This window comes from Pantoea sp. GbtcB22, from assembly GCF_019091025.1.
GTDB classification, from domain to species: Bacteria; Pseudomonadota; Gammaproteobacteria; order Enterobacterales; family Enterobacteriaceae; genus Pantoea; species Pantoea leporis.
The window spans coordinates 561,299-578,107 of sequence record NZ_JAGXKB010000001.1; the positions used below are offsets into that span (position 1 = coordinate 561,299).

General features: G+C 56.3%; 17 protein-coding genes. 5 read left to right on the forward strand and 12 right to left on the reverse strand.

Features of this window, described 5'->3' with window-relative positions; all coding sequences use genetic code 11:
- Positions 1–12 precede the first annotated feature (12 nt).
- The 5 genes from KVT28_RS02620 to KVT28_RS02635 are packed head-to-tail and all read right to left on the reverse strand — an operon-like array spanning position 13 to position 4,491.
- Positions 13–999: an ABC transporter permease gene (locus KVT28_RS02620; protein WP_101764406.1), complete on the reverse strand. Its 987-nt coding sequence runs from the start codon at positions 997–999 to the stop codon at positions 13–15.
- Entirely contained in the window at positions 992–2,005 is a 1,014-nt protein-coding gene (locus tag KVT28_RS02625; protein ID WP_217546629.1) for an ABC transporter permease, read from the reverse strand. The genes KVT28_RS02620 and KVT28_RS02625 overlap by 8 nt, the downstream gene beginning before the upstream one ends.
- Positions 2,002–3,372, reverse strand: coding sequence for a sugar ABC transporter ATP-binding protein (locus KVT28_RS02630; protein WP_240632930.1), 1,371 nt, complete (start codon positions 3,370–3,372; stop codon positions 2,002–2,004). The genes KVT28_RS02625 and KVT28_RS02630 overlap by 4 nt, the downstream gene beginning before the upstream one ends.
- Positions 3,373–3,377: 5 nt before the next feature.
- Positions 3,378–3,524, reverse strand: a complete 147-nt coding sequence (locus KVT28_RS27735; protein ID WP_240632931.1) for a hypothetical protein — start codon at positions 3,522–3,524, stop codon at positions 3,378–3,380.
- Complete coding sequence (locus tag KVT28_RS02635) at positions 3,514–4,491, reverse strand: sugar ABC transporter substrate-binding protein (protein WP_101764408.1); 978 nt, start codon at positions 4,489–4,491, stop codon at positions 3,514–3,516. Before KVT28_RS02635 ends, KVT28_RS27735 begins: the two co-directional genes overlap by 11 nt.
- A gap of 294 nt (positions 4,492–4,785) precedes the next feature.
- Here KVT28_RS02635 and KVT28_RS02640 point away from each other — a divergent pair, with 294 nt between their 5' ends.
- A complete protein-coding gene (locus KVT28_RS02640; protein WP_110866144.1) occupies positions 4,786–5,550 on the forward strand; it encodes a hypothetical protein in 765 nt (254 codons plus the stop codon).
- 141 nt (positions 5,551–5,691) lie between these two features.
- Entirely contained in the window at positions 5,692–6,432 is a 741-nt protein-coding gene (locus KVT28_RS02645; RefSeq protein WP_101764410.1) for a nitroreductase family protein, read from the forward strand.
- A 37-nt stretch (positions 6,433–6,469) separates the two neighbouring features.
- Here the strand turns inward: KVT28_RS02645 and rluF are convergent, their stop codons facing one another.
- Entirely contained in the window at positions 6,470–7,351 is an 882-nt protein-coding gene (gene rluF / locus KVT28_RS02650; protein WP_101764411.1) for a 23S rRNA pseudouridine(2604) synthase RluF, read from the reverse strand.
- A gap of 179 nt (positions 7,352–7,530) precedes the next feature.
- On the opposite strand from rluF, the gene KVT28_RS02655 reads away from it, so the two are divergent.
- Positions 7,531–8,268 carry an HPP family protein gene (locus tag KVT28_RS02655; protein WP_101764412.1) on the forward strand — a complete coding sequence of 246 codons (738 nt, stop codon included), beginning with the start codon at positions 7,531–7,533 and terminating at the stop codon, positions 8,266–8,268.
- Between the two features lie 146 nt (positions 8,269–8,414).
- Here the strand turns inward: KVT28_RS02655 and KVT28_RS02660 are convergent, their stop codons facing one another.
- The 6 genes from KVT28_RS02660 to KVT28_RS02685 all read right to left on the reverse strand — a co-directional run bounded on the left by KVT28_RS02660 (position 8,415) and on the right by KVT28_RS02685 (position 14,292).
- Positions 8,415–9,323, reverse strand: a complete 909-nt coding sequence (locus tag KVT28_RS02660) for a metallophosphoesterase (RefSeq protein ID WP_217546632.1) — start codon at positions 9,321–9,323, stop codon at positions 8,415–8,417.
- Positions 9,324–9,335: 12 nt separating this feature from the next.
- The gene (locus tag KVT28_RS02665) at positions 9,336–10,154 is read right to left on the reverse strand and encodes a carbohydrate ABC transporter permease (protein ID WP_110866140.1); all 819 of its coding nucleotides are present in this window, start codon (positions 10,152–10,154) and stop codon (positions 9,336–9,338) included.
- The gene (locus KVT28_RS02670) at positions 10,151–11,065 is read right to left on the reverse strand and encodes a carbohydrate ABC transporter permease (RefSeq protein WP_217546634.1); all 915 of its coding nucleotides are present in this window, start codon (positions 11,063–11,065) and stop codon (positions 10,151–10,153) included. Before KVT28_RS02670 ends, KVT28_RS02665 begins: the two co-directional genes overlap by 4 nt.
- Positions 11,065–12,339: an ABC transporter substrate-binding protein gene (locus KVT28_RS02675; protein WP_217546637.1), complete on the reverse strand. Its 1,275-nt coding sequence runs from the start codon at positions 12,337–12,339 to the stop codon at positions 11,065–11,067. The genes KVT28_RS02670 and KVT28_RS02675 overlap by 1 nt, the downstream gene beginning before the upstream one ends.
- 27 nt (positions 12,340–12,366) lie before the next feature.
- The gene (locus tag KVT28_RS02680; protein ID WP_217546639.1) at positions 12,367–13,467 is read right to left on the reverse strand and encodes an ABC transporter ATP-binding protein; all 1,101 of its coding nucleotides are present in this window, start codon (positions 13,465–13,467) and stop codon (positions 12,367–12,369) included.
- A gap of 162 nt (positions 13,468–13,629) precedes the next feature.
- Positions 13,630–14,292 carry a GntR family transcriptional regulator gene (locus tag KVT28_RS02685; protein ID WP_217546642.1) on the reverse strand — a complete coding sequence of 221 codons (663 nt, stop codon included), beginning with the start codon at positions 14,290–14,292 and terminating at the stop codon, positions 13,630–13,632.
- A gap of 168 nt (positions 14,293–14,460) precedes the next feature.
- On the opposite strand from KVT28_RS02685, the gene KVT28_RS02690 reads away from it, so the two are divergent.
- Positions 14,461–15,951 (forward strand): ABC transporter substrate-binding protein, encoded by a 1,491-nt coding sequence (locus KVT28_RS02690; protein ID WP_110866135.1) that lies wholly within the window; start codon positions 14,461–14,463, stop codon positions 15,949–15,951.
- Entirely contained in the window at positions 15,948–16,808 is an 861-nt protein-coding gene (locus KVT28_RS02695) for an ABC transporter permease (protein WP_217546645.1), read from the forward strand. The genes KVT28_RS02690 and KVT28_RS02695 overlap by 4 nt, the downstream gene beginning before the upstream one ends.
- Position 16,809 lies beyond the last annotated feature (1 nt).

The following is a 16,809-nucleotide window of genomic DNA, read 5'->3' on the forward strand; positions in this document are numbered from 1 at the left end:
CTTTGACCTCTCTCAGCTGTGACGACGCGCGCGCAGAGCCCCGACGGCCAGCACAATGAAAATTAATCCGCCGGTGGCGACCTGTTGCCAGTAAAAATTCCAGCCGACCAGCAGCAAGCCGTTGGCGATAAAGCTCAGCAGCACCACGCCAAGCAGCGTGCCTAACACATTGGGCCGACGTGATGGCGCGAAGGTGGCGCCAATAAAACTGGCACCAATCGCATTCAGCAGATAGGCATTGCCCGACAGCGGCACCCAGGCTTTGACGTTGGCCGCCAGAATCAAACCGACGATACCGGCAATCAACGCTGCGAGAATAAACGCCAGCGCAGTGAGTCGTTTCACTGGCACGCCCGAATGCTGCGCAACGCTGTACTGCTCGCCCATCACCCGCAATGAACGGCCGGTGGCGCTGCGATGCAGCAACTGATAGAGCGCCAGCGCTACCAGCAACAATAGCCACAACGGCAGCGGAATGCCGAGCAGCGCGCCGTGACCTATCGCCGAAAACCCATCGGGCAGTTTCTGGCTCAGCAGATAAACCGGTTGTCCGCCATTTGACGACAGCTGCTGCACGCTTTGTCCGATAAACAGCGTGCCAAGCGTGGCGAGAAACGGCTCCACGCCCAACTGTGTCACCAAAAAGGCGTTAAACACGCCAACCAGCAGCGCGGCAATTAATGCCGCGAACAGCGCCACTGGCAAACTGACCTGATGCAGCACCAGTGTCACCAAAACCAGACAGGCAATATCGATCGCCGTGCCCACCGAGAGATCAATCGCGCCAATGCGTGTCACCAACGTCATCGCCAGGGCGACGATCGCCAGCGGCGCGACGTTATTGAGCAACACACTGCGAATATTTGAGACAGTGGCAAAAGCGGGCACCGCGACAATAAAGAACACGAGCAGCGCTACAAAGGTCAGCACGATGATGGCGCGCAGCCAGCCGGTCTGGCGCGGGCGTGGCGCGACAGGTGATAACAAAGAATCAGACACCTTGCGTTCTCCTTGACTGGCGACGACGTAACAGCGCGGTTAACGCCACCACTAATAGGATCAACACGCCTTCGACGCCGTTTATCCAGTAACTTGAGACATTGATCAGCTGAAAGCCGTTGGCAATCAGGCTGAGAAATAGCGCGCTAATCAGTGCGCCGCCAAGTGTCGGCACCAGACGACGGGAAAACACCACGCCCAATAGCGCCGCCGCGATCACCATCAACAGATTGTCGTTGGCGCCAGGCGAACTGCCGCTTAGTAGCGACACCGACGCAATTGCCGCGATAGCCGCGCTGACGCCACACAACACGTAGCTCAAACCCTGATAGCGTTTAACGCCGATGCCCGCCGCATTCGCCGCCTGCGGATGGCTGCCCACCGCCTGCAAGCGCAGGCCAAAGGACGTCAGGCGGCTCAAGGCGATCATGCCAAACGCCAGCAGCAGAAACGACCAGCCCAGCCACGACACCGCTAAAGGGCCGTTGCTTAACAACAGATTTTGCAGATCGCTGCTGGCCGACACCGAGGCGTTGCTGGTCAGCACCATTTCCAGGCCGATAGCGATATTCATGCTGGTGAGCGTTGCCAGCAGCGGCAAAATCCCCAGCCAGACAATCGCCAGCGCGTTAAACAAACCCACAGCCGCACCGGTAAACAGCGTCAGCAGCAAGGCAATCGCGATGGGCTGACCGGCGTTGAGCTGGCTGGCAAACACCGCCGCACTTAGGCCAAGGTTGGCGGCAATCGACAGATCAATGCCGCCGGTAATACCCTGCAAGCCGCCGCCGCTTAAAACCAGCGTTAAGCCAAGCGCCAGCGTGCCAACCACCGCGGTCTGCTGTAGCACGTTGCCAAGATTCATCACCGTAAGAAAAATCGGCGACAGCCAGGCAAAGACGGCTAAAACCAGCACAATAATCAGCAGCGAAACGTGTTGCAGCCACTGCTGACCACGCACGCTGCGCGGTGCTACAAGCGGTGCAGATTGGGTAACATCACTCATGAAGCACGCTCCGTTAACGCGCCGGTGCCCGAAGCCCAGGAGAGAATTTCCTGATGGCTGGTGTGCTGTGCCTCCAGCGTGGCGACATGTTCGCCGCGCGCCAGCACCATAATGCGATCGGCCAGCGTTTGCAGTTCGAGTAAATCGGTGGAGAACACCAGAATCAGGGCGCCGTCATCAGCCAACTGCTGCAATGTGTGATAAATCGCCGCCTTAGCCGCAATATCAACGCCCACCGTGGGCTCATCCAGCAAATACAGACGCGCACCGGTGTTTAACCATTTGGCCAGCACCGCTTTCTGTTGGTTGCCGCCCGAAAGCTGACGCAGCGCCGCCAGCTGCCCCGGCGTGCGGATATCCAGTTGCTGAATGTTCTTCGCCACCAGTTCGCTCTCCGCCTGACGCGAAACGCCGCCCCAGCGCAGCAAGCGTTGCACCGTGGTTAAGGTGACATTGTCACGCAATGACAAATTTAACGCGACGCCGTTGGCGCGGCGATCCTCCGGTACAAAGGCGATACCGCGCTTCACTGCGGCATGTGGAGAAGCCGGCACGCCGCTCACTTCGCCCAGCGTAACCTTGCCGCTGACGCCGTTTTCCAGCCCGAACAGCGCGCGAATCAGCGCTTTACCGCCGGAACCTAACAAGCCGGTGATGCCGATGATTTCGCCTTGTCGGCCGGTGAACGACACACTGTGAAAACTGCCGGGCGCGCTGAGCGCAGTAACCTGCAGTACTTGCGCACCGGCGCGGCGCGACTGACGCGGTGCCAGTTCATGACGCGCGTCGCCTACCATCGCCGCGATCAGTGCCGCCGGTGATAGTTGATCTGCGTTGAACTGCGCCACGTCTTTGCCGTCACGTAGCACCGTGACGCGTTGGCACAGCTCCTGAATTTCATCGAGATAGTGCGAAACATAAAGCAGCGCGATGCCCTGCTGGCGCATGCGTTCAATTACCCGGAACAGCGCATGCACTTCATGGCGCGCCAGCGCGGCGGTCGGTTCATCCAGCACCACCACGCGCGGCGCGTTTTGCAGCACGCGACAGATTTGCACCAGTTGCTGCTCCGCCACGCTCAGCGTGGCGATCAACGCATCAGGATCGAGTTGCAAACCAAAGTGCTGCTGCAGCTGCTGCTCTGTTTGCTGGCGCATACGACGTCGCAGGATAAACGGCGTACCGGCTAAGCGCGGTTCGTTGCCAAGCCACAGCGCTTCCGCCACCGTTAGCGAGCCGGGCAACAATCGCTCCTGATGCACGATGGCGATGCCCTGGCGTTGCGCCTGCGCGGGCGTAGCGAGCGTAAGCGGCTGGCCATCCAGCTCGATGCTGCCGCGATCGGCGGCGTGAATGCCGCCTAACACTTTGATCAGCGTCGTTTACCCGCACCGTTATGGCCAATCAAGCCGTGTACTTCACCGGCATGCACGCTGAGCGACACCGATTGCAGCGCAGGCACGCCATCAAAAGCTTTGCTGATGGCGTGCAGTTGCAACAGCGGCGCGTTATTTACCATCCGTTTGACCCAGGGTTTTCTGCGCTTCGGCAGCGTTCTCTTTAGTCACCAGAATCGACGGCACATAGGTTGCGGGCGGCAACGAACGATCGCCAGCGAGGTATTTCGCTACGTTCTGCACCGCCGTTTGGCCAATCACATACGGCTGCTGCGCCACCACCGCTGCCGCGCTGGATTTGGGATCTTTAACCAGCGACACCACATCCGGGCTGCCATCCACCGCGTACGTTTTGATTTCGTTGCGTCCGGCAGCGTCTACCGCCTGCGTGGCGCCGATTTGCGGCACATCCCACGCCGCCCAAATCGCCTGCACCGAACCTTTCGGATATTTATTTAGTAATTGACTGATTTGCGCATACGCATCCTGCACGGTATTCGGGATGACATCGCGCAATTCAGGTTGGATAATTTTAATTTTCGGATACCACTTCAGCACGGCTTTTAACTGGTCGTAGCGCATTGCGACTACCGGCACGCCATAGAAACCGTTAAATACCAAAATATTGCCTTCGCCGCGCAGGTCGTTTACCAGTTTTAATGCTAACTGTTCGCCAATATAAAAATTATCCGATGTGGTGACGTTAATACTGGATGGGCTGGCGGTATCAACGGTAAATAAAGGAATGCCCGCTTCGCGGATTTTTTTCAGCCAGGGTTCCAGCACCGACGCTGTGCCAAGGGTTTCAATAATGGCATCCGGTTTTTGCGCAATAAGCGTCTGAATCTGCGCAATTTGCTGCGACTCTTTACGCCCGCCATCCAGCGCAATCGGCGTTCCGCCAAGGCGCTTCACCTCATCGATTTGTCCCTGATAAGCTTTCAAATCCCAGTAGTGATCGGTACCCGCGACGGTAATGCCAATGCGTTTACCCGCCAGCGACGGAATCGGTTGATCCTCGGCGTGCGCCATTCCTGATAATAGTGATAGAGAAGCCAATAACAGACCTGCCAGGCGGTGCTTTTTCATTCTTAATATCCCTGGAAACAATAAAATAATGTTGTGTGACGCCTGTTATCTGGCGTGTGAAATAAAAATTATCACAGCCATTTTTTATCCATAATGCTATTTTCTCCTTAGGCTAGCTGGCGATTGGTAATAGCCAATACGCACTAGTTCGGTGCGTTTTTTCCCGCTGCGCTTTGTCGGTTTTTTATGCACAGTTACGTAAAGATACTGGTAATCCATACAGATAAGGTTCAGGATGGTCACTCATCCTGGATTAGCACCCACGGCCATTCACCCTCTATCTGAGGGCTCGTAATGAACTTTTATTCAACTGAAACCGTTTGCGCCATTACCGGTGCCAACCGCGCCAATTTACGTCGCTGGTTGCGCGGTGGATTAATTTCTGAGAATCACGTCAATAAGGATTGGAGCCGACATCAGGTTGATGAAGTGCTCGCCATGATGGCATTGACCTCGGGTGGCGCCACGCTGTGGCAAATCTATCAAGGCCGACACTGCGGGCTCGATTACTCTTCGTCTGGTTGGGTGGCACGCCGCGGCGATCTGTTACGGCAACTGGAGTTAGGCTCTGATCGAGAACTGGCGCGTACTGTGCGCAATCTGGCGGGCGATTACAGCAGCGACGATTTCGTCAATGTGCTGATGAAACCGCTCAACCGCTGGCTGCGTGATGATACGCGTCGCGGCGCATCGCGTCGGTTAACGCGCTTTCATGAAGCGATCGTTCATCACAGCGACTGTGTAAAACGCGCTTCAGCCCGTCAGCAGCAGATGCCACTGTTACTGGAAGTGGTCAGCACCGGCGATGAAACGGAAGTGTGGCTGGAAGCCATTCGCCTTACCGGACAAGGGTTCTGCGTCGAGGTGGATCAAACCTCACAACCGATGCTGTACAGTTCAGAAAGCCGCCACGATCATCACCTGTTGTGGTGCGGTGCCGGGATCAGCCATGAACGCATGACCCAGTTCCAGCGCGGATTACGCTCCGGTAAACCGGTGATGCTGAGCGGACCCGATCGCAGCGTTCATCCGGCTGTCGCTGAAGCCAGAGTCGCTTAGCCGGTGCTTTATGCACCGGTCTCATCGCTTATCCCATTCCGCACTTTGCTTATTCAAAAGAAGTAGTTAGCCACGGCAACAACGGTTAAGTCACATCACTCTCTCTTCTGCTACGCTCTCGCCTCCCAATCAGGAGGATCCATGAGTTCATTAATCGATATTTTCACCAGTCATAAAAGCGATCGCAGTTTTACCGACCTTCCCGTTGCGGATGCGGTGCTGGATCGCATCATTTCGGCCGCGTATCGCGCGCCAACCTCGGTGAACTCGCAGCAGGTCTCTTTGGTGGTGACGCGCGATGCTGAAAGACGCGCACAAATCTCCCAGATTGCTGGCGGTCAGCCGTGGATTGCCAAAGCGCCGGTGTTTATTACCCTGGTGCTGGATATGCATAAATCGCGTCTGGCGATGAACGCTATCGACCGCGAGCAGATCGCGCAGCAGAGCATCGAAAGCATTGTGTCGGGCTCAACCGATGTGGGTATTGCGTTGGGTTCTATCATGGCGGCAGCGCGTGCAGAAGGTTTGGGCATTGTGCCGATTGGCGGTATTCGTCGCGATGCGCAGGCGTTAATCCGCTTGCTGGATTTGCCGGAATATACATTCCCGGTAGCGGGCGTGGTGATTGGCCATGTCGATCAGCCTGCGCATCAGAAGCCGCGTCTGCCGCTGGCTACCTTCCGTCATGAAGAGCGCTATCAACGTGATGGACTGGAGCAACACATCGCTGCCTATAATCAGGAGATGGTGCAGCACTGGAAAAATACCGGACGTGAGGATGGCGAGAGCTGGAGTGAAAGCGTTAGCGGTTATTATCACAAGATTTACTTCCCGCACGTGCTGGACGCGCTGAAGAAGCAAGGGTTTGGCAACGACAAGTGACGGCTTTTCCCCGCGCGCTGTGCGCGGGGAAAGAAAATTAACGCCCTTTCTTCTTACGACCTGGCTGGGCGAAACGCTGGCGATTAGCCGGTTTTGCTCCCGCTTTCTCACCCGGTTTAGCGCCAACCGTCGCGGGCTTTTTCGCCGCGCTGGCGGGTTTCTTTTTCGCCTGCGTCTTCTGCGTTTTTTGATCTTCGGATGATGAGTCTTCAATCAGTTTGAACAGATCAATCAGCTCGTCATCGGTCAAATCGCGCCACTCGCCGAGCGGAATGCCTTTCAGGCTGACGTTCATGATGCGCGTACGTTCAAGCTTGGTCACTTCAAAGCCGAAGTGCTTGGTCATTCGACGAATCTGACGATTCAGCCCCTGAACCAGAATGATGCGGAAGACAAAGGTCGACTCTTTTTTAACTTTGCACTTTTTGGTGACGGTGCCGAGCATCGGTACGCCCGCGCCCATTCCGGCAATAAATTCATCGGTGATCGGTTTATCAACGGTGACCACATACTCTTTTTCGTGGTTATTTCCGGCACGCAGGATTTTATTCACCAGATCGCCGTGGTTGGTGAGGAAAATCAGTCCCTGCGAATCTTTATCCAGGCGACCAATCGGGAACACGCGCTTGCTGTGATTAACGAAATCACCAATGTTGTCACGCTCACCCTCTTCCATGGTGGTGATGATGCCAACCGGTTTGTTCAGCGCAATCAGCACTAAGTCTTCTTCGTCACGCGGCTCAATCAGCTGCCCGTTCACTTTGACTTCATCCCCTGCAAACACCTGCGCACCGACGGCAGCGCGTTTACCGTTTATGAAAACGTTGCCTTGCTCGATGTAACGATCGGCATCACGGCGTGAGCAGATTCCGCTCTCGCTGATGTATTTGTTCAGGCGTGTGGATGAGTTAGGCAGCATGGTTCCTCCGAAAAAAAACGGACTATACAGCAACCTTAGGCGTTGGTTAAGCCTCGCGACAATCATCAGCATTTCTCTTACCACGATATAACAGCACACTAACAATGTGGTTGTTGTCAACGGATCGATCAGCGACAATTCGCACCCATCGTTTTTTCTTATGACAGAGTGATTCCGTAATGACAAATCAGCCATCGGTGACGTGGATAACCTCCGTGCGCACCTTTCTGGCCCGCCTTTGGCCCCATCCGTTACCGGGAGGCAGAAAGCAGATGGTCATCGCCAGCATTGGCGCGGGATTGGGTTTAATGATGACCAGCCTGACCAGCCACTGGCTGCTGGGTGGAGTGAATCTGTGGTTTGTCGCGCCGATGGGCGCTTCAGCGGTATTACTGTTTGGTCTGCCGAACAGTCCGCTGGCGCAGCCGTGGTCAATTGTCGGCGGCAATTTGGTGGCGGGCGTTGTTGGCGTCACCACCGCGCTGTGGGTTCCCCATCCCGCGCTGGCGTGTGGTATCGCGGCCTGTGTGACGATCGCGTTGATGTTTCAACTGCGCTGTTTGCATCCACCGAGCGGCGCGGTGGCGCTGACCGCAATTTTGGGCGGTAACGGCGTCCAGCAGCTGGGTTACCACTTTATTCTGACGCCGGTGCTGTTGAACTCGGTTTGCCTCGCGCTGCTGGCGTTGCTGTTTAACAATCTCGCCGGACGTCGTTATCCGCATCCGCTGGCGGCAACGGAAACCAAAGCGCCGCCTGTGGTGATCGACGTAGCGATTACGCGTGAAGACCTGCATCAGGCGCTGGAGAGCGGTGAAGTGCTGGATATCGATGAGGATGATTTGCAGCAGTTGCTGCAACGCGCCGAAGAGATTGCGACACATCGTCAGCGCGGGCAGATGCCGGCATCATCATGAGTGGTCGCCATAAATGGCGTAATGTTTGTCAGTTGAGAGATAAAAACACATATTATTGCGCGCACAAATCGTAGCGGCGCAATTCATTGCGCGATAAATCGCGCCGCTACGAAATGTGCCGTGATGTGATGCTTAACTGATCGGCATTACGCCATAAATGGCGACGCTACACCGTATTCTTTCACAATGACTTCATCGCCCTCAATTTCAACCACCGCAAACGGCACCTCTTCTGCCCCATCCAGCATCCCTTTGAGTGTATAGAAGCCTGTTTGACCGATGCGCGCAAAGCCGCCGCGATGATCGTGTCCAGAGAAACAGCATAGTATGTTGTAACTAGAAAACAGCCCTGCCAGCGCGCTGCCGTTGAGTAAGTTGTGGCTGTTATGCGGCGCCAGCGGATAATGCCCAAACACCACCACTTTCTCCTCTTGCTGGCGGGCTTGCTGCAACTGCTGCTCAATCCACGCCATTTGCAGCGTTCCTACCGCACCGTTCCAGGGTTTCGCCTGCGGCTGCTGGCGCGCGGTCAGGTCCACCAGCATTGCCTCCGCCTGCTTGCGATCGTCACCGTTCTGCGAGTTGCAATAGAGGCTGATGTCGTTGCCGTCATAAACAATAAAACGCCAGCCCTGCAGCCCAAAGGCGTAATAGCTTTTGGGTAGCGCAGCGGCTTCGTTGAGATGCTGCGCGATGGTCTGCGCATCGTGATTACCCAGCACCACCGCATGTGGATGTTCGAGGCGATCGTAAATCGGCAATATCGCCGCGTAGCTGTTCCAGTCGCGATCGACTAAATCCCCCAGCGTAACGACAAAATCCAGCGGCTGCTGATTCAACACCGCAATCGCCTGCGGCAGCTTATGAAGCGCGTGACGATAGTAGAGATTTTTCGCCATATCGGCGTCGATGTCGGCATATTGCGGATCGGCAATCAAACCAAAACGCAGCGTGCTGCTCAGCGGCGCGGAACGCACATCGGGCAAGGCATAGAGCTCGGCGACATCGCCCAGCAGTTCACGCTGCAGTTCAGTCAGCGGATGCGGATAAGACACGAAAAGCACTCCTTAGCGAATACCAGCACGCATAAAAGATTGAATAAACTGACGCTGGAAGATCAGGAACAGCACTAACAGCGGCAACGTCGTCATTAACGTAGCAGCGCCAATCAACGCCCATTGCACGCCCTGCTCCGGCGCCGAGAACAGTTGCAGGCCCACGGTGAGCGGCCGCACGTTGACCGAATCGGTAATCACCAGCGGCCAGAGGAAATCATTCCAGTGGAAGCTGATCGACACCAGCGCAAACGCCACATAGATCGGCTTCGCCAGCGGGATGTAAATCTTGCGCAGAATGTAAAAGCGGCTGGCACCTTCCACAATCGCCGCCTCTTCCAATACCAGCGGAATACTTTTAAAGGTCTGGCGTAGCAGAAAGATGGCGAAGGCCGAGGAGAAATACGGCAGCGCGATGCCGGTCAGCGTATCGCGGAAACCCAGCGCGCCGATGGTTTTGTAGTTATTCAGAATCAGCACGTCGGGGCTGATCATCAGCTGCAGCAGGATCAGCGCGAAGATCGCGCCGGAGAATTTCAGGCGGAAGCGCACTAATGCGTAAGCGGCCATGGTCGCCAGAATCAGCTGCACCACCACAATCATCAGCACCAGCAAGCTGGTATTGAGGAAGTAGCGACCAAAGGGCGCGGCGTGCCAGGCATTAACGAAGTTCTGCAAGGTCAGCGGCGAAAAAAGCGAAAAGCTCGCCTGATCGGATGCCGGATGAATCGCCACCCAGATCGCCACCAGAATCGGTAAAAACCACAGCAACGCGGCAAGCCCAATGCCCATATTCAGACACAGGCGACCAAACGTGATTGTTGGCTTCATTGGTAATGGGCTCGCTTGTCCAGCAGGTTGAATTTAAGCAGTGCAATCGCGGCGAGGATCACCAGCAGTACCACCGTCATTGCCGCTGCGGCGGGCATATCCCAGAAGCTGAAGGCAGTGCGATAGATGTAGAACAGCAGCAGGCTACTGCTGTTATTCGGCCCGCCGTTGGTCATCGCGATCACCTGATCGACGATGCGAAACGCATTCATCGAGGCATTGATCAGCACAAACAGCGTGGTGGGCATCAGCAGCGGCCACTGCACGCGGCGGAAGAAATAGCGGCGCGACGCCCCTTCTATCTGCGCGGCTTCGCTGAGGCGCGGATCGATCTGCTGCAAAGCGGCGAGATAAAAGATCATAAAGAAGCCCGCTTCGCGCCATACCGATACCGCCATCAAACAGTACAAGGCGCTACCCGGTTCGCCGAGCCAGTTCATCGCTGGCAGCGAAAACAGCGCCAGCAGCTTATTCAGCAAACCCAGCTGCGGCGTGTAGAAGAACAGCCACAGATTGGCGATGGCGATCATCGGCAGCAGCGAAGGAATAAAGAACGCGGTGCGCACCAACGCATTGGCACGCTTATGACGATTGACCGCCAGCGCCATCAGCAGCGCCAGCGTGACCGCCAGCGGAATGGTGATCAACGCATACAGCAGGTTATTCCACAGCGACTGAATGAAGATGTCGTCATCCAGCAGCGCAAGATAGTTATCCAGCCCAACAAAATGGGCTGGACGACCGTTACGTGCTGCGCTGAACAGGCTTTCCCATACGGTCGCAACCGCCGGATAGTGCGTAAACAGCAGTAAAAAACTCAGTGCCGGTAAAATCAGCAGGTAGCCATACAGCTGCATCGACCATAACCGGGGACGACGAACCGGCGCGACGGTGAGAATCGTGCTCGTCATTATTGATAAGACTTCAGCAGACGATCGGCTTGCTTCTGCGCATCTTCCAGCGCTTCGGCTGGCGTTTTCGCCTGCGTCACCGCCGCTTCTACCGCGTGATTGAGCGCATCCTGAATCTGCACGCTGTTGTAAGTCGAGAGTTCTGGCTGCGCATACTTCAGCTGTTCACGCGCCACCAATGCCTGAGGAACCTCTTTAACGTAATCCTTCATTACCGTGGTATCCCATGCCGCCGGAGAGGTCGCTACATAACCGGTGGCGATACTCCAGCGTGCCGCCTGCTCGGGTGAGGTTACCCAACGGATAAACTCCATCGCCGCTTTCTGCTGTTCTGGTGAGGTATTTTTGAAGACATACAGGTTGCCGCCGCCGGTTGGGCTGCCGCGCTGGGTTTTCTCCGGCAGCATCGCCACACCGAACGGAAATTTCGCGTTATCACGCACGTTGGTCAGGTTGCCGGTGGTGGTCACCATCATGGCCGTTTTGCCGCTAATGAAGTCCTGCGGCGTGGTGCCCCACGCAATGGCACCCTTCGGCGACACGTCCTCTTTCTGGCCGAGATCGGTCAGCCACTGCAGCGTTTCCACGTTGCCCGGCGTGTTGAAGTGCACCGCTGTACCTTTGCCGTTATCAAGACGACCGCCGTTGGTGGCGGACAAGCCCTGGAAGTTCCAGTAGCCGTTTGGTGTGGACGGAATCTCGATGCCCCATTGGCTGACGCCGTTGGCATCTTTGATCGTGAGTTTCTTACTGAACTCGACCACTTGCTGCCAGTTGGCCGGTGGCGTATCGGCGTTCAAACCGGCTTTCTCAAACGCCCGTTTGTTCCAGTACATCACCACGGTTGAACGCTGGAACGGTACGCCCCACACTTTGCCGTCAATGTGACGCAGAAACGCCGGGTAGAAACCGTCGATCCATTTTTTGCCTTCCTCGCCCTGCGCTAAATCGCTGGCCGCCACAATCGCACCGGCATCAATCAGTGAATACGCTTCGATATCGCCGATCACCGCCAGCTGCGGCGCGTTGCCACCGCGAAAGGCGGTCAGCGCTTTGGTCACGGTGGTGGCGTAGTCACCGGTATACACCGGCTGAATGCTCACGTCCGGATGCACTTTCTGGAAATCCGCCACCAGCGAATCCACGGTGTGGCTCACTTTGCCGCCCACCGCAATCGGGTAATACATTTGTAGCTTGACCGGTTCAGCCGCAAAAGCTGAGGTGGTGACGGCGAGAACTAATGCAGAAAGACGTGAATAACGAATCGCAGACATGATTTTCCCTTGGGCAAATGACAACGGTTAAACGGCGTATTTTTTCTGTGAAGCAAACATCTGTTGTTCGGCTGGCACGCAGCGCTTACCGCTCTCGCGATGAAAAAGATATTGCCGCGCGGCTGACCACTGCAATCCCACCTCACTGCCATCGGTGAAGCGCTGCATGCCCGGCACTTTAATGGTCAGCGGTTCGCTGATGCCAGCAAGCAGGCACACCAGCAAGGTATCAGCGCCCATATATTCAGAACTGATCACCCGCGCGGTCAGCGCCGCCTGTTCTGCAGCGATCGGCTGGATATCTTCGGCACGCAATCCAAGGCTCAGCGGCGCGTCGCGGTATTCCACTACCGGCGCGGTGAGATGCAGCAGATAGTGATGCGCGCCATTGCGCTGCAGCGGCAGGATGTTCATCGGCGGTGCGCCAATGAACTGTGCGGCAAACACGCTGGCGGGATTGTTGTAGAGATCGTCTGGCGTGCCGTGCTGTTCAATGTGGCCATCGTTGAGCAGGATAATGCTGTCGGCCATGCTCATCGCTTCAGTCTGATCGTGCGTGACGTACAGCATGGTCAAACCGAGTTTTTTCTGCAGCGCGCGGATTTCACGGCGCATGCTTTGCCGCAGCCTGGCGTCGAGGTTCGACAGCGGCTCATCCATTAAACACAGCGTGTTATTGGCGATCACCGCACGGCCCAGCGCCACGCGCTGTTGCTGTCCGCCGGAGAGCTGCGACGGCAAACGATCCAGCAGCTTATCCAGCTCCATCAGCTTGCTGACGTTATCCAGGCGGGCAGCAAACGACTGTTTCTCCTCGCCGCGCGCTTTCAAACCAAACAGCAGATTTTCACGCACGTTAAGGTGGGGAAACAGCGCATAGGACTGAAACACCATCGATAGCTTGCGCTGCGACGGCGGCAGATGGGTGATGTCGGCGTGTTTAAAGTGGATCGCCCCGCGATCGGCAGTTTCCAGTCCGGCGATGGTACGCAGCAGCGTCGATTTACCGCAGCCCGATGGACCGAGTAGCGCGACAAACGATCCTTCTGCCGCGTCGAAGCTGATGTCGTCCAGGGCAATTTTCTCGCCCCAGGCTTTAGTGATGTGGTGAAGCGAAAGGTGGCTCATGCATCCGCAATCCAGAAATCAGAATGGCGGTAAGCTAGCGGAAGGAAATGAAGGTTTTATGTCATTGCGGTGACCGCGCGGTTAATCAGATGCGCAATGCATTACGCCGCTACAAATAATTGCACGCTTAGTAGCGGCAAGGTTCACGCGCTCTTTTGCTTTTTACTGATTGAAATAGTGCTGATGCAAAATCGCAGCCCCATCATCAATCGCTTTCATCAATATCTTTTCACTGGTGACCGCATCACCGACCTGTAACGCTTCCAGCAGGTGATCATAGTTATGATGCCCATTCACCACCTCGGCTGGCTGCGGATAGAGATAGTTAAAGCACGGACCGATCTGCACCCAAAGCTGTTCGATCAGCGCCTCCAGCGTAGGCATTTGCGCATAGCCATAGAGCGTAAAACGGAACGCGCGATTAGCTTCTAACGCCGCCTCGGCATCACCGCTTTGTTTGGCTTGCATAAAGCGCGCGCAGAGTTTTTTCAGCTCAGAAATCTGTTTTTTTCCCAAAAATGGCGTCGCCGCCCTCACCGCTAAACCTTCAAGCTGCTTACGAATCAGCGTAATCTCATCAAAGCGCTGGCGCGTCATTTCCGGAACCAGAAACGCCGCAGCTGGCGTGGCGTCTAATGCTCCGGCAGAAACCAGTCGCAACAAGGCTTCACGCACCGGCGTGATGCTGGTACCCAATTGAGTCGCCAAATCGCGCGTCACCAGCCGTGCGCCGGGTTTTAACTTGCCAACAATCAGCGCGCTGCGCAGTGACGATTCAACCTGCGCGGTCAAACTCATGCGCTGCGCTTTATCCATTTCGATCATACGTTGAGGGCCTTCTACTGAATTTCGCAAATGGTAAGTTATTTTTAATGTTTTATTGCCAACTTGCCAGATTATAGGATATATCATGTATTACAAATAAGCACAGTCTTGATTCTGGCAGTATCCACTCTTTTCACTACCTTGCCGTTGGCAATTTTGGGAAACGTTATGAGATTACCTGCAGTGAAGTTTGCCACCACCGCGTTGCTATTTGCTCTGATGCCAGCCGTACAGGCAGCGGAACTGACCATTGGCCAACCCACGTCTGCCACGGCGATGGATCCCGGCTTTCTCAAAGAATCTGCCACCTTAGTCGACAACCTCTTCGATACCTTAGTGCGCCGCGCCGATGACATGTCATTACAGCCGGGCTTAGCCACTGAGTGGAAAGCGATTAACGACACCACCTGGCAATTTACCCTGCGCCAGGGCGTGAAATTTACCGATGGCGAGCCGGTGAACGCCGAAGCGGTGAAGTTCTCCATCGATCGTATTTTAGACCCCGCCAATCACGCACCGACGATTTCCTATATCCGCACCATCAAATCGGTGGACGTGATCAACGACTATCAGGTGCAGATCCACACCAACGGCCCGGATCCTCTGCTGCCCACGCGCATGAGCCGCTACCCGGCTTACATTGTGCCGCCAGCGTACGTGAAGAAAGTCGGCGCCAGCGAGTTCGCACGCAAACCGGTAGGCAGCGGCGCTTACAAGCTGGATAGCTTTATCCCGGATGAAAAAGTGGTGATGGTCGCCAATGAAACTTACTGGCGCGGCAAACCGGCGATTGATCGCGTTACCTGGCGTCCGATTCCCGAAGCCACCGCACGCCTCACCGCGCTGCTGACCGGCGAAGTGCAGCTGATTGAAAGCGTGCCAGCCGATTTAGTCCCCGCGCTGAAAAATCGCCCCAACGTCGAACTGGAACAGGTGAAAGGCGGCGGACTGACGATTTATCTCGGCCTTAAAGATGATGAGAAACCGCTGAGTGATGTGCGCGTCCGTCAGGCGCTTTCGCTGGCGTTGAACCGTCAGGCTTATACCCAACAGCTGCTGCACGGCTTTGGCACGCCAACCGGCACCATGGCCGGAGCCAATGACTTTGGTTATCTGGCGGTTCCGGCCACCGCGCAGGATGTGGCGAAAGCCAAGTCGCTGCTGGCTGCAGCCGGTTACGCAAACGGCTTTACCCTGCGCTTCCAGGCGCCGCGCCGCTATATTGCCAGCGCCGATGTGGCGCAAGCCATCGTGCAGGATTTAGCCGCCATTGGCGTGAAAGCCGAGCTGGAGGTGCCGGAATGGTCGGTTTACACCCAGCAGGTCGCGTCCCAGAAACAGGCTCCGATGTATATGCTGGCGTGGGGATCCACGCAGACGCTGGATGCCGATGCCGCGCTGTTCCCCATCCTGCGCAGCGGCGAGCCCTATTCCACCGTGCATGATGCAGAGCTGGATAAGCTGCTCGACCAAAGCCGTCAGATTGTCGATCCCGTTGCGCGCAAAAAAGTGTTAGAGCAGATTCAGCAACGCGTCGCGGAACAACAGCCGCTGCTGCCGCTGTACCGTGAAGATACCTTGTATGCGCACAGCACGTCGCTCAACTTCAAAGGCCGCGTCGATGCCCGCATCCCGCTGTTTGATCTGAGGCTGAAATGATTTCACCGGGCACCGTGCTGCAGCGCCGTCCGCGCCGCCTGATTTACGGCGATGCGGTGATCGGCAGCCTTTTGCTGATCGTGGTGATTGCCGCGGCGCTGCTCTCTCCGTGGCTGCCGTTGCCCGATGCCTTAAGTAACAATCTCAATGAGATGTTCCTGCCGCCGGGTTCGCCCGGTGCGCAAGCCACGCATTGGCTCGGCACCGATCAACTGGGCCGCGATCTGCTGGCGCGCATTCTCTCCGGGACGCGCTTGTCGCTACTGGTGGTGTTGGTCGCGGCGGCGATTGGCGCGGTGATTGGCGTCGCGCTCGGTATGATCGCCGGTTACGCCGGCGGTTGGGTTGATGCGCTGATCATGCGACTGATCGACATCCAGCTGGCGGTGCCGTTTATTCTGTTGATTTTGCTGGTAATTGCGCTGATGGGCGGGTCACTGACCAACATCATTGTGATTATGGGCTGTACCAGTTGGGCGATTTATGCCCGTGTGGCGCGCGCCAAAACCTTAGAGATTCGGGAACTGGAATATATTCAGGCGGTGCGCGCCATGGGCTTTTCGCCGCTGCGCATACTGCTACGGCATATCCTGCCCAATCTGCTGACGCCGCTGGTGGTGTTGCTAACGCTGGATATCCCACGCCTGATCGTGCTCGAAGCCTCAGTGGGTTTTCTCGGCATGGGCATTCAGCCACCCACGCCAACGCTGGGCAATCTGATTGGCGAAGGTCGCTCTTACATGCTGCTGTCGCAATGGCTGGTGCTCTATCCCGGTTTGGTGATTGCGGCGCTGGTGATTGGCTGCAACCTGCTCGGCGATGCGCTGCTACGTCGCACGCATACAAGGCTGGATTAAG

Coding starts and splice junctions, on each gene's coding strand:
- KVT28_RS02625 (WP_217546629.1), bottom strand. CDS start 2,005: ATGAGTGATGTTACCCAATCTGCACCGCTTGTAGCACCGCGCAGCGTG.
- KVT28_RS27735 (WP_240632931.1), bottom strand. CDS start 3,524: ATGGTAAATAACGCGCCGCTGTTGCAACTGCACGCCATCAGCAAAGCT.
- KVT28_RS02635 (WP_101764408.1), bottom strand. CDS start 4,491: ATGAAAAAGCACCGCCTGGCAGGTCTGTTATTGGCTTCTCTATCACTA.
- KVT28_RS02640 (WP_110866144.1), top strand. CDS start 4,786: ATGAACTTTTATTCAACTGAAACCGTTTGCGCCATTACCGGTGCCAAC.
- KVT28_RS02645 (WP_101764410.1), top strand. CDS start 5,692: ATGAGTTCATTAATCGATATTTTCACCAGTCATAAAAGCGATCGCAGT.
- rluF (WP_101764411.1), bottom strand. CDS start 7,351: ATGCTGCCTAACTCATCCACACGCCTGAACAAATACATCAGCGAGAGC.
- KVT28_RS02655 (WP_101764412.1), top strand. CDS start 7,531: ATGACAAATCAGCCATCGGTGACGTGGATAACCTCCGTGCGCACCTTT.
- KVT28_RS02665 (WP_110866140.1), bottom strand. CDS start 10,154: ATGAAGCCAACAATCACGTTTGGTCGCCTGTGTCTGAATATGGGCATT.
- KVT28_RS02670 (WP_217546634.1), bottom strand. CDS start 11,065: ATGACGAGCACGATTCTCACCGTCGCGCCGGTTCGTCGTCCCCGGTTA.
- KVT28_RS02675 (WP_217546637.1), bottom strand. CDS start 12,339: ATGTCTGCGATTCGTTATTCACGTCTTTCTGCATTAGTTCTCGCCGTC.
- KVT28_RS02680 (WP_217546639.1), bottom strand. CDS start 13,467: ATGAGCCACCTTTCGCTTCACCACATCACTAAAGCCTGGGGCGAGAAA.
- KVT28_RS02685 (WP_217546642.1), bottom strand. CDS start 14,292: ATGATCGAAATGGATAAAGCGCAGCGCATGAGTTTGACCGCGCAGGTT.
- KVT28_RS02690 (WP_110866135.1), top strand. CDS start 14,461: ATGAGATTACCTGCAGTGAAGTTTGCCACCACCGCGTTGCTATTTGCT.
- KVT28_RS02695 (WP_217546645.1), top strand. CDS start 15,948: ATGATTTCACCGGGCACCGTGCTGCAGCGCCGTCCGCGCCGCCTGATT.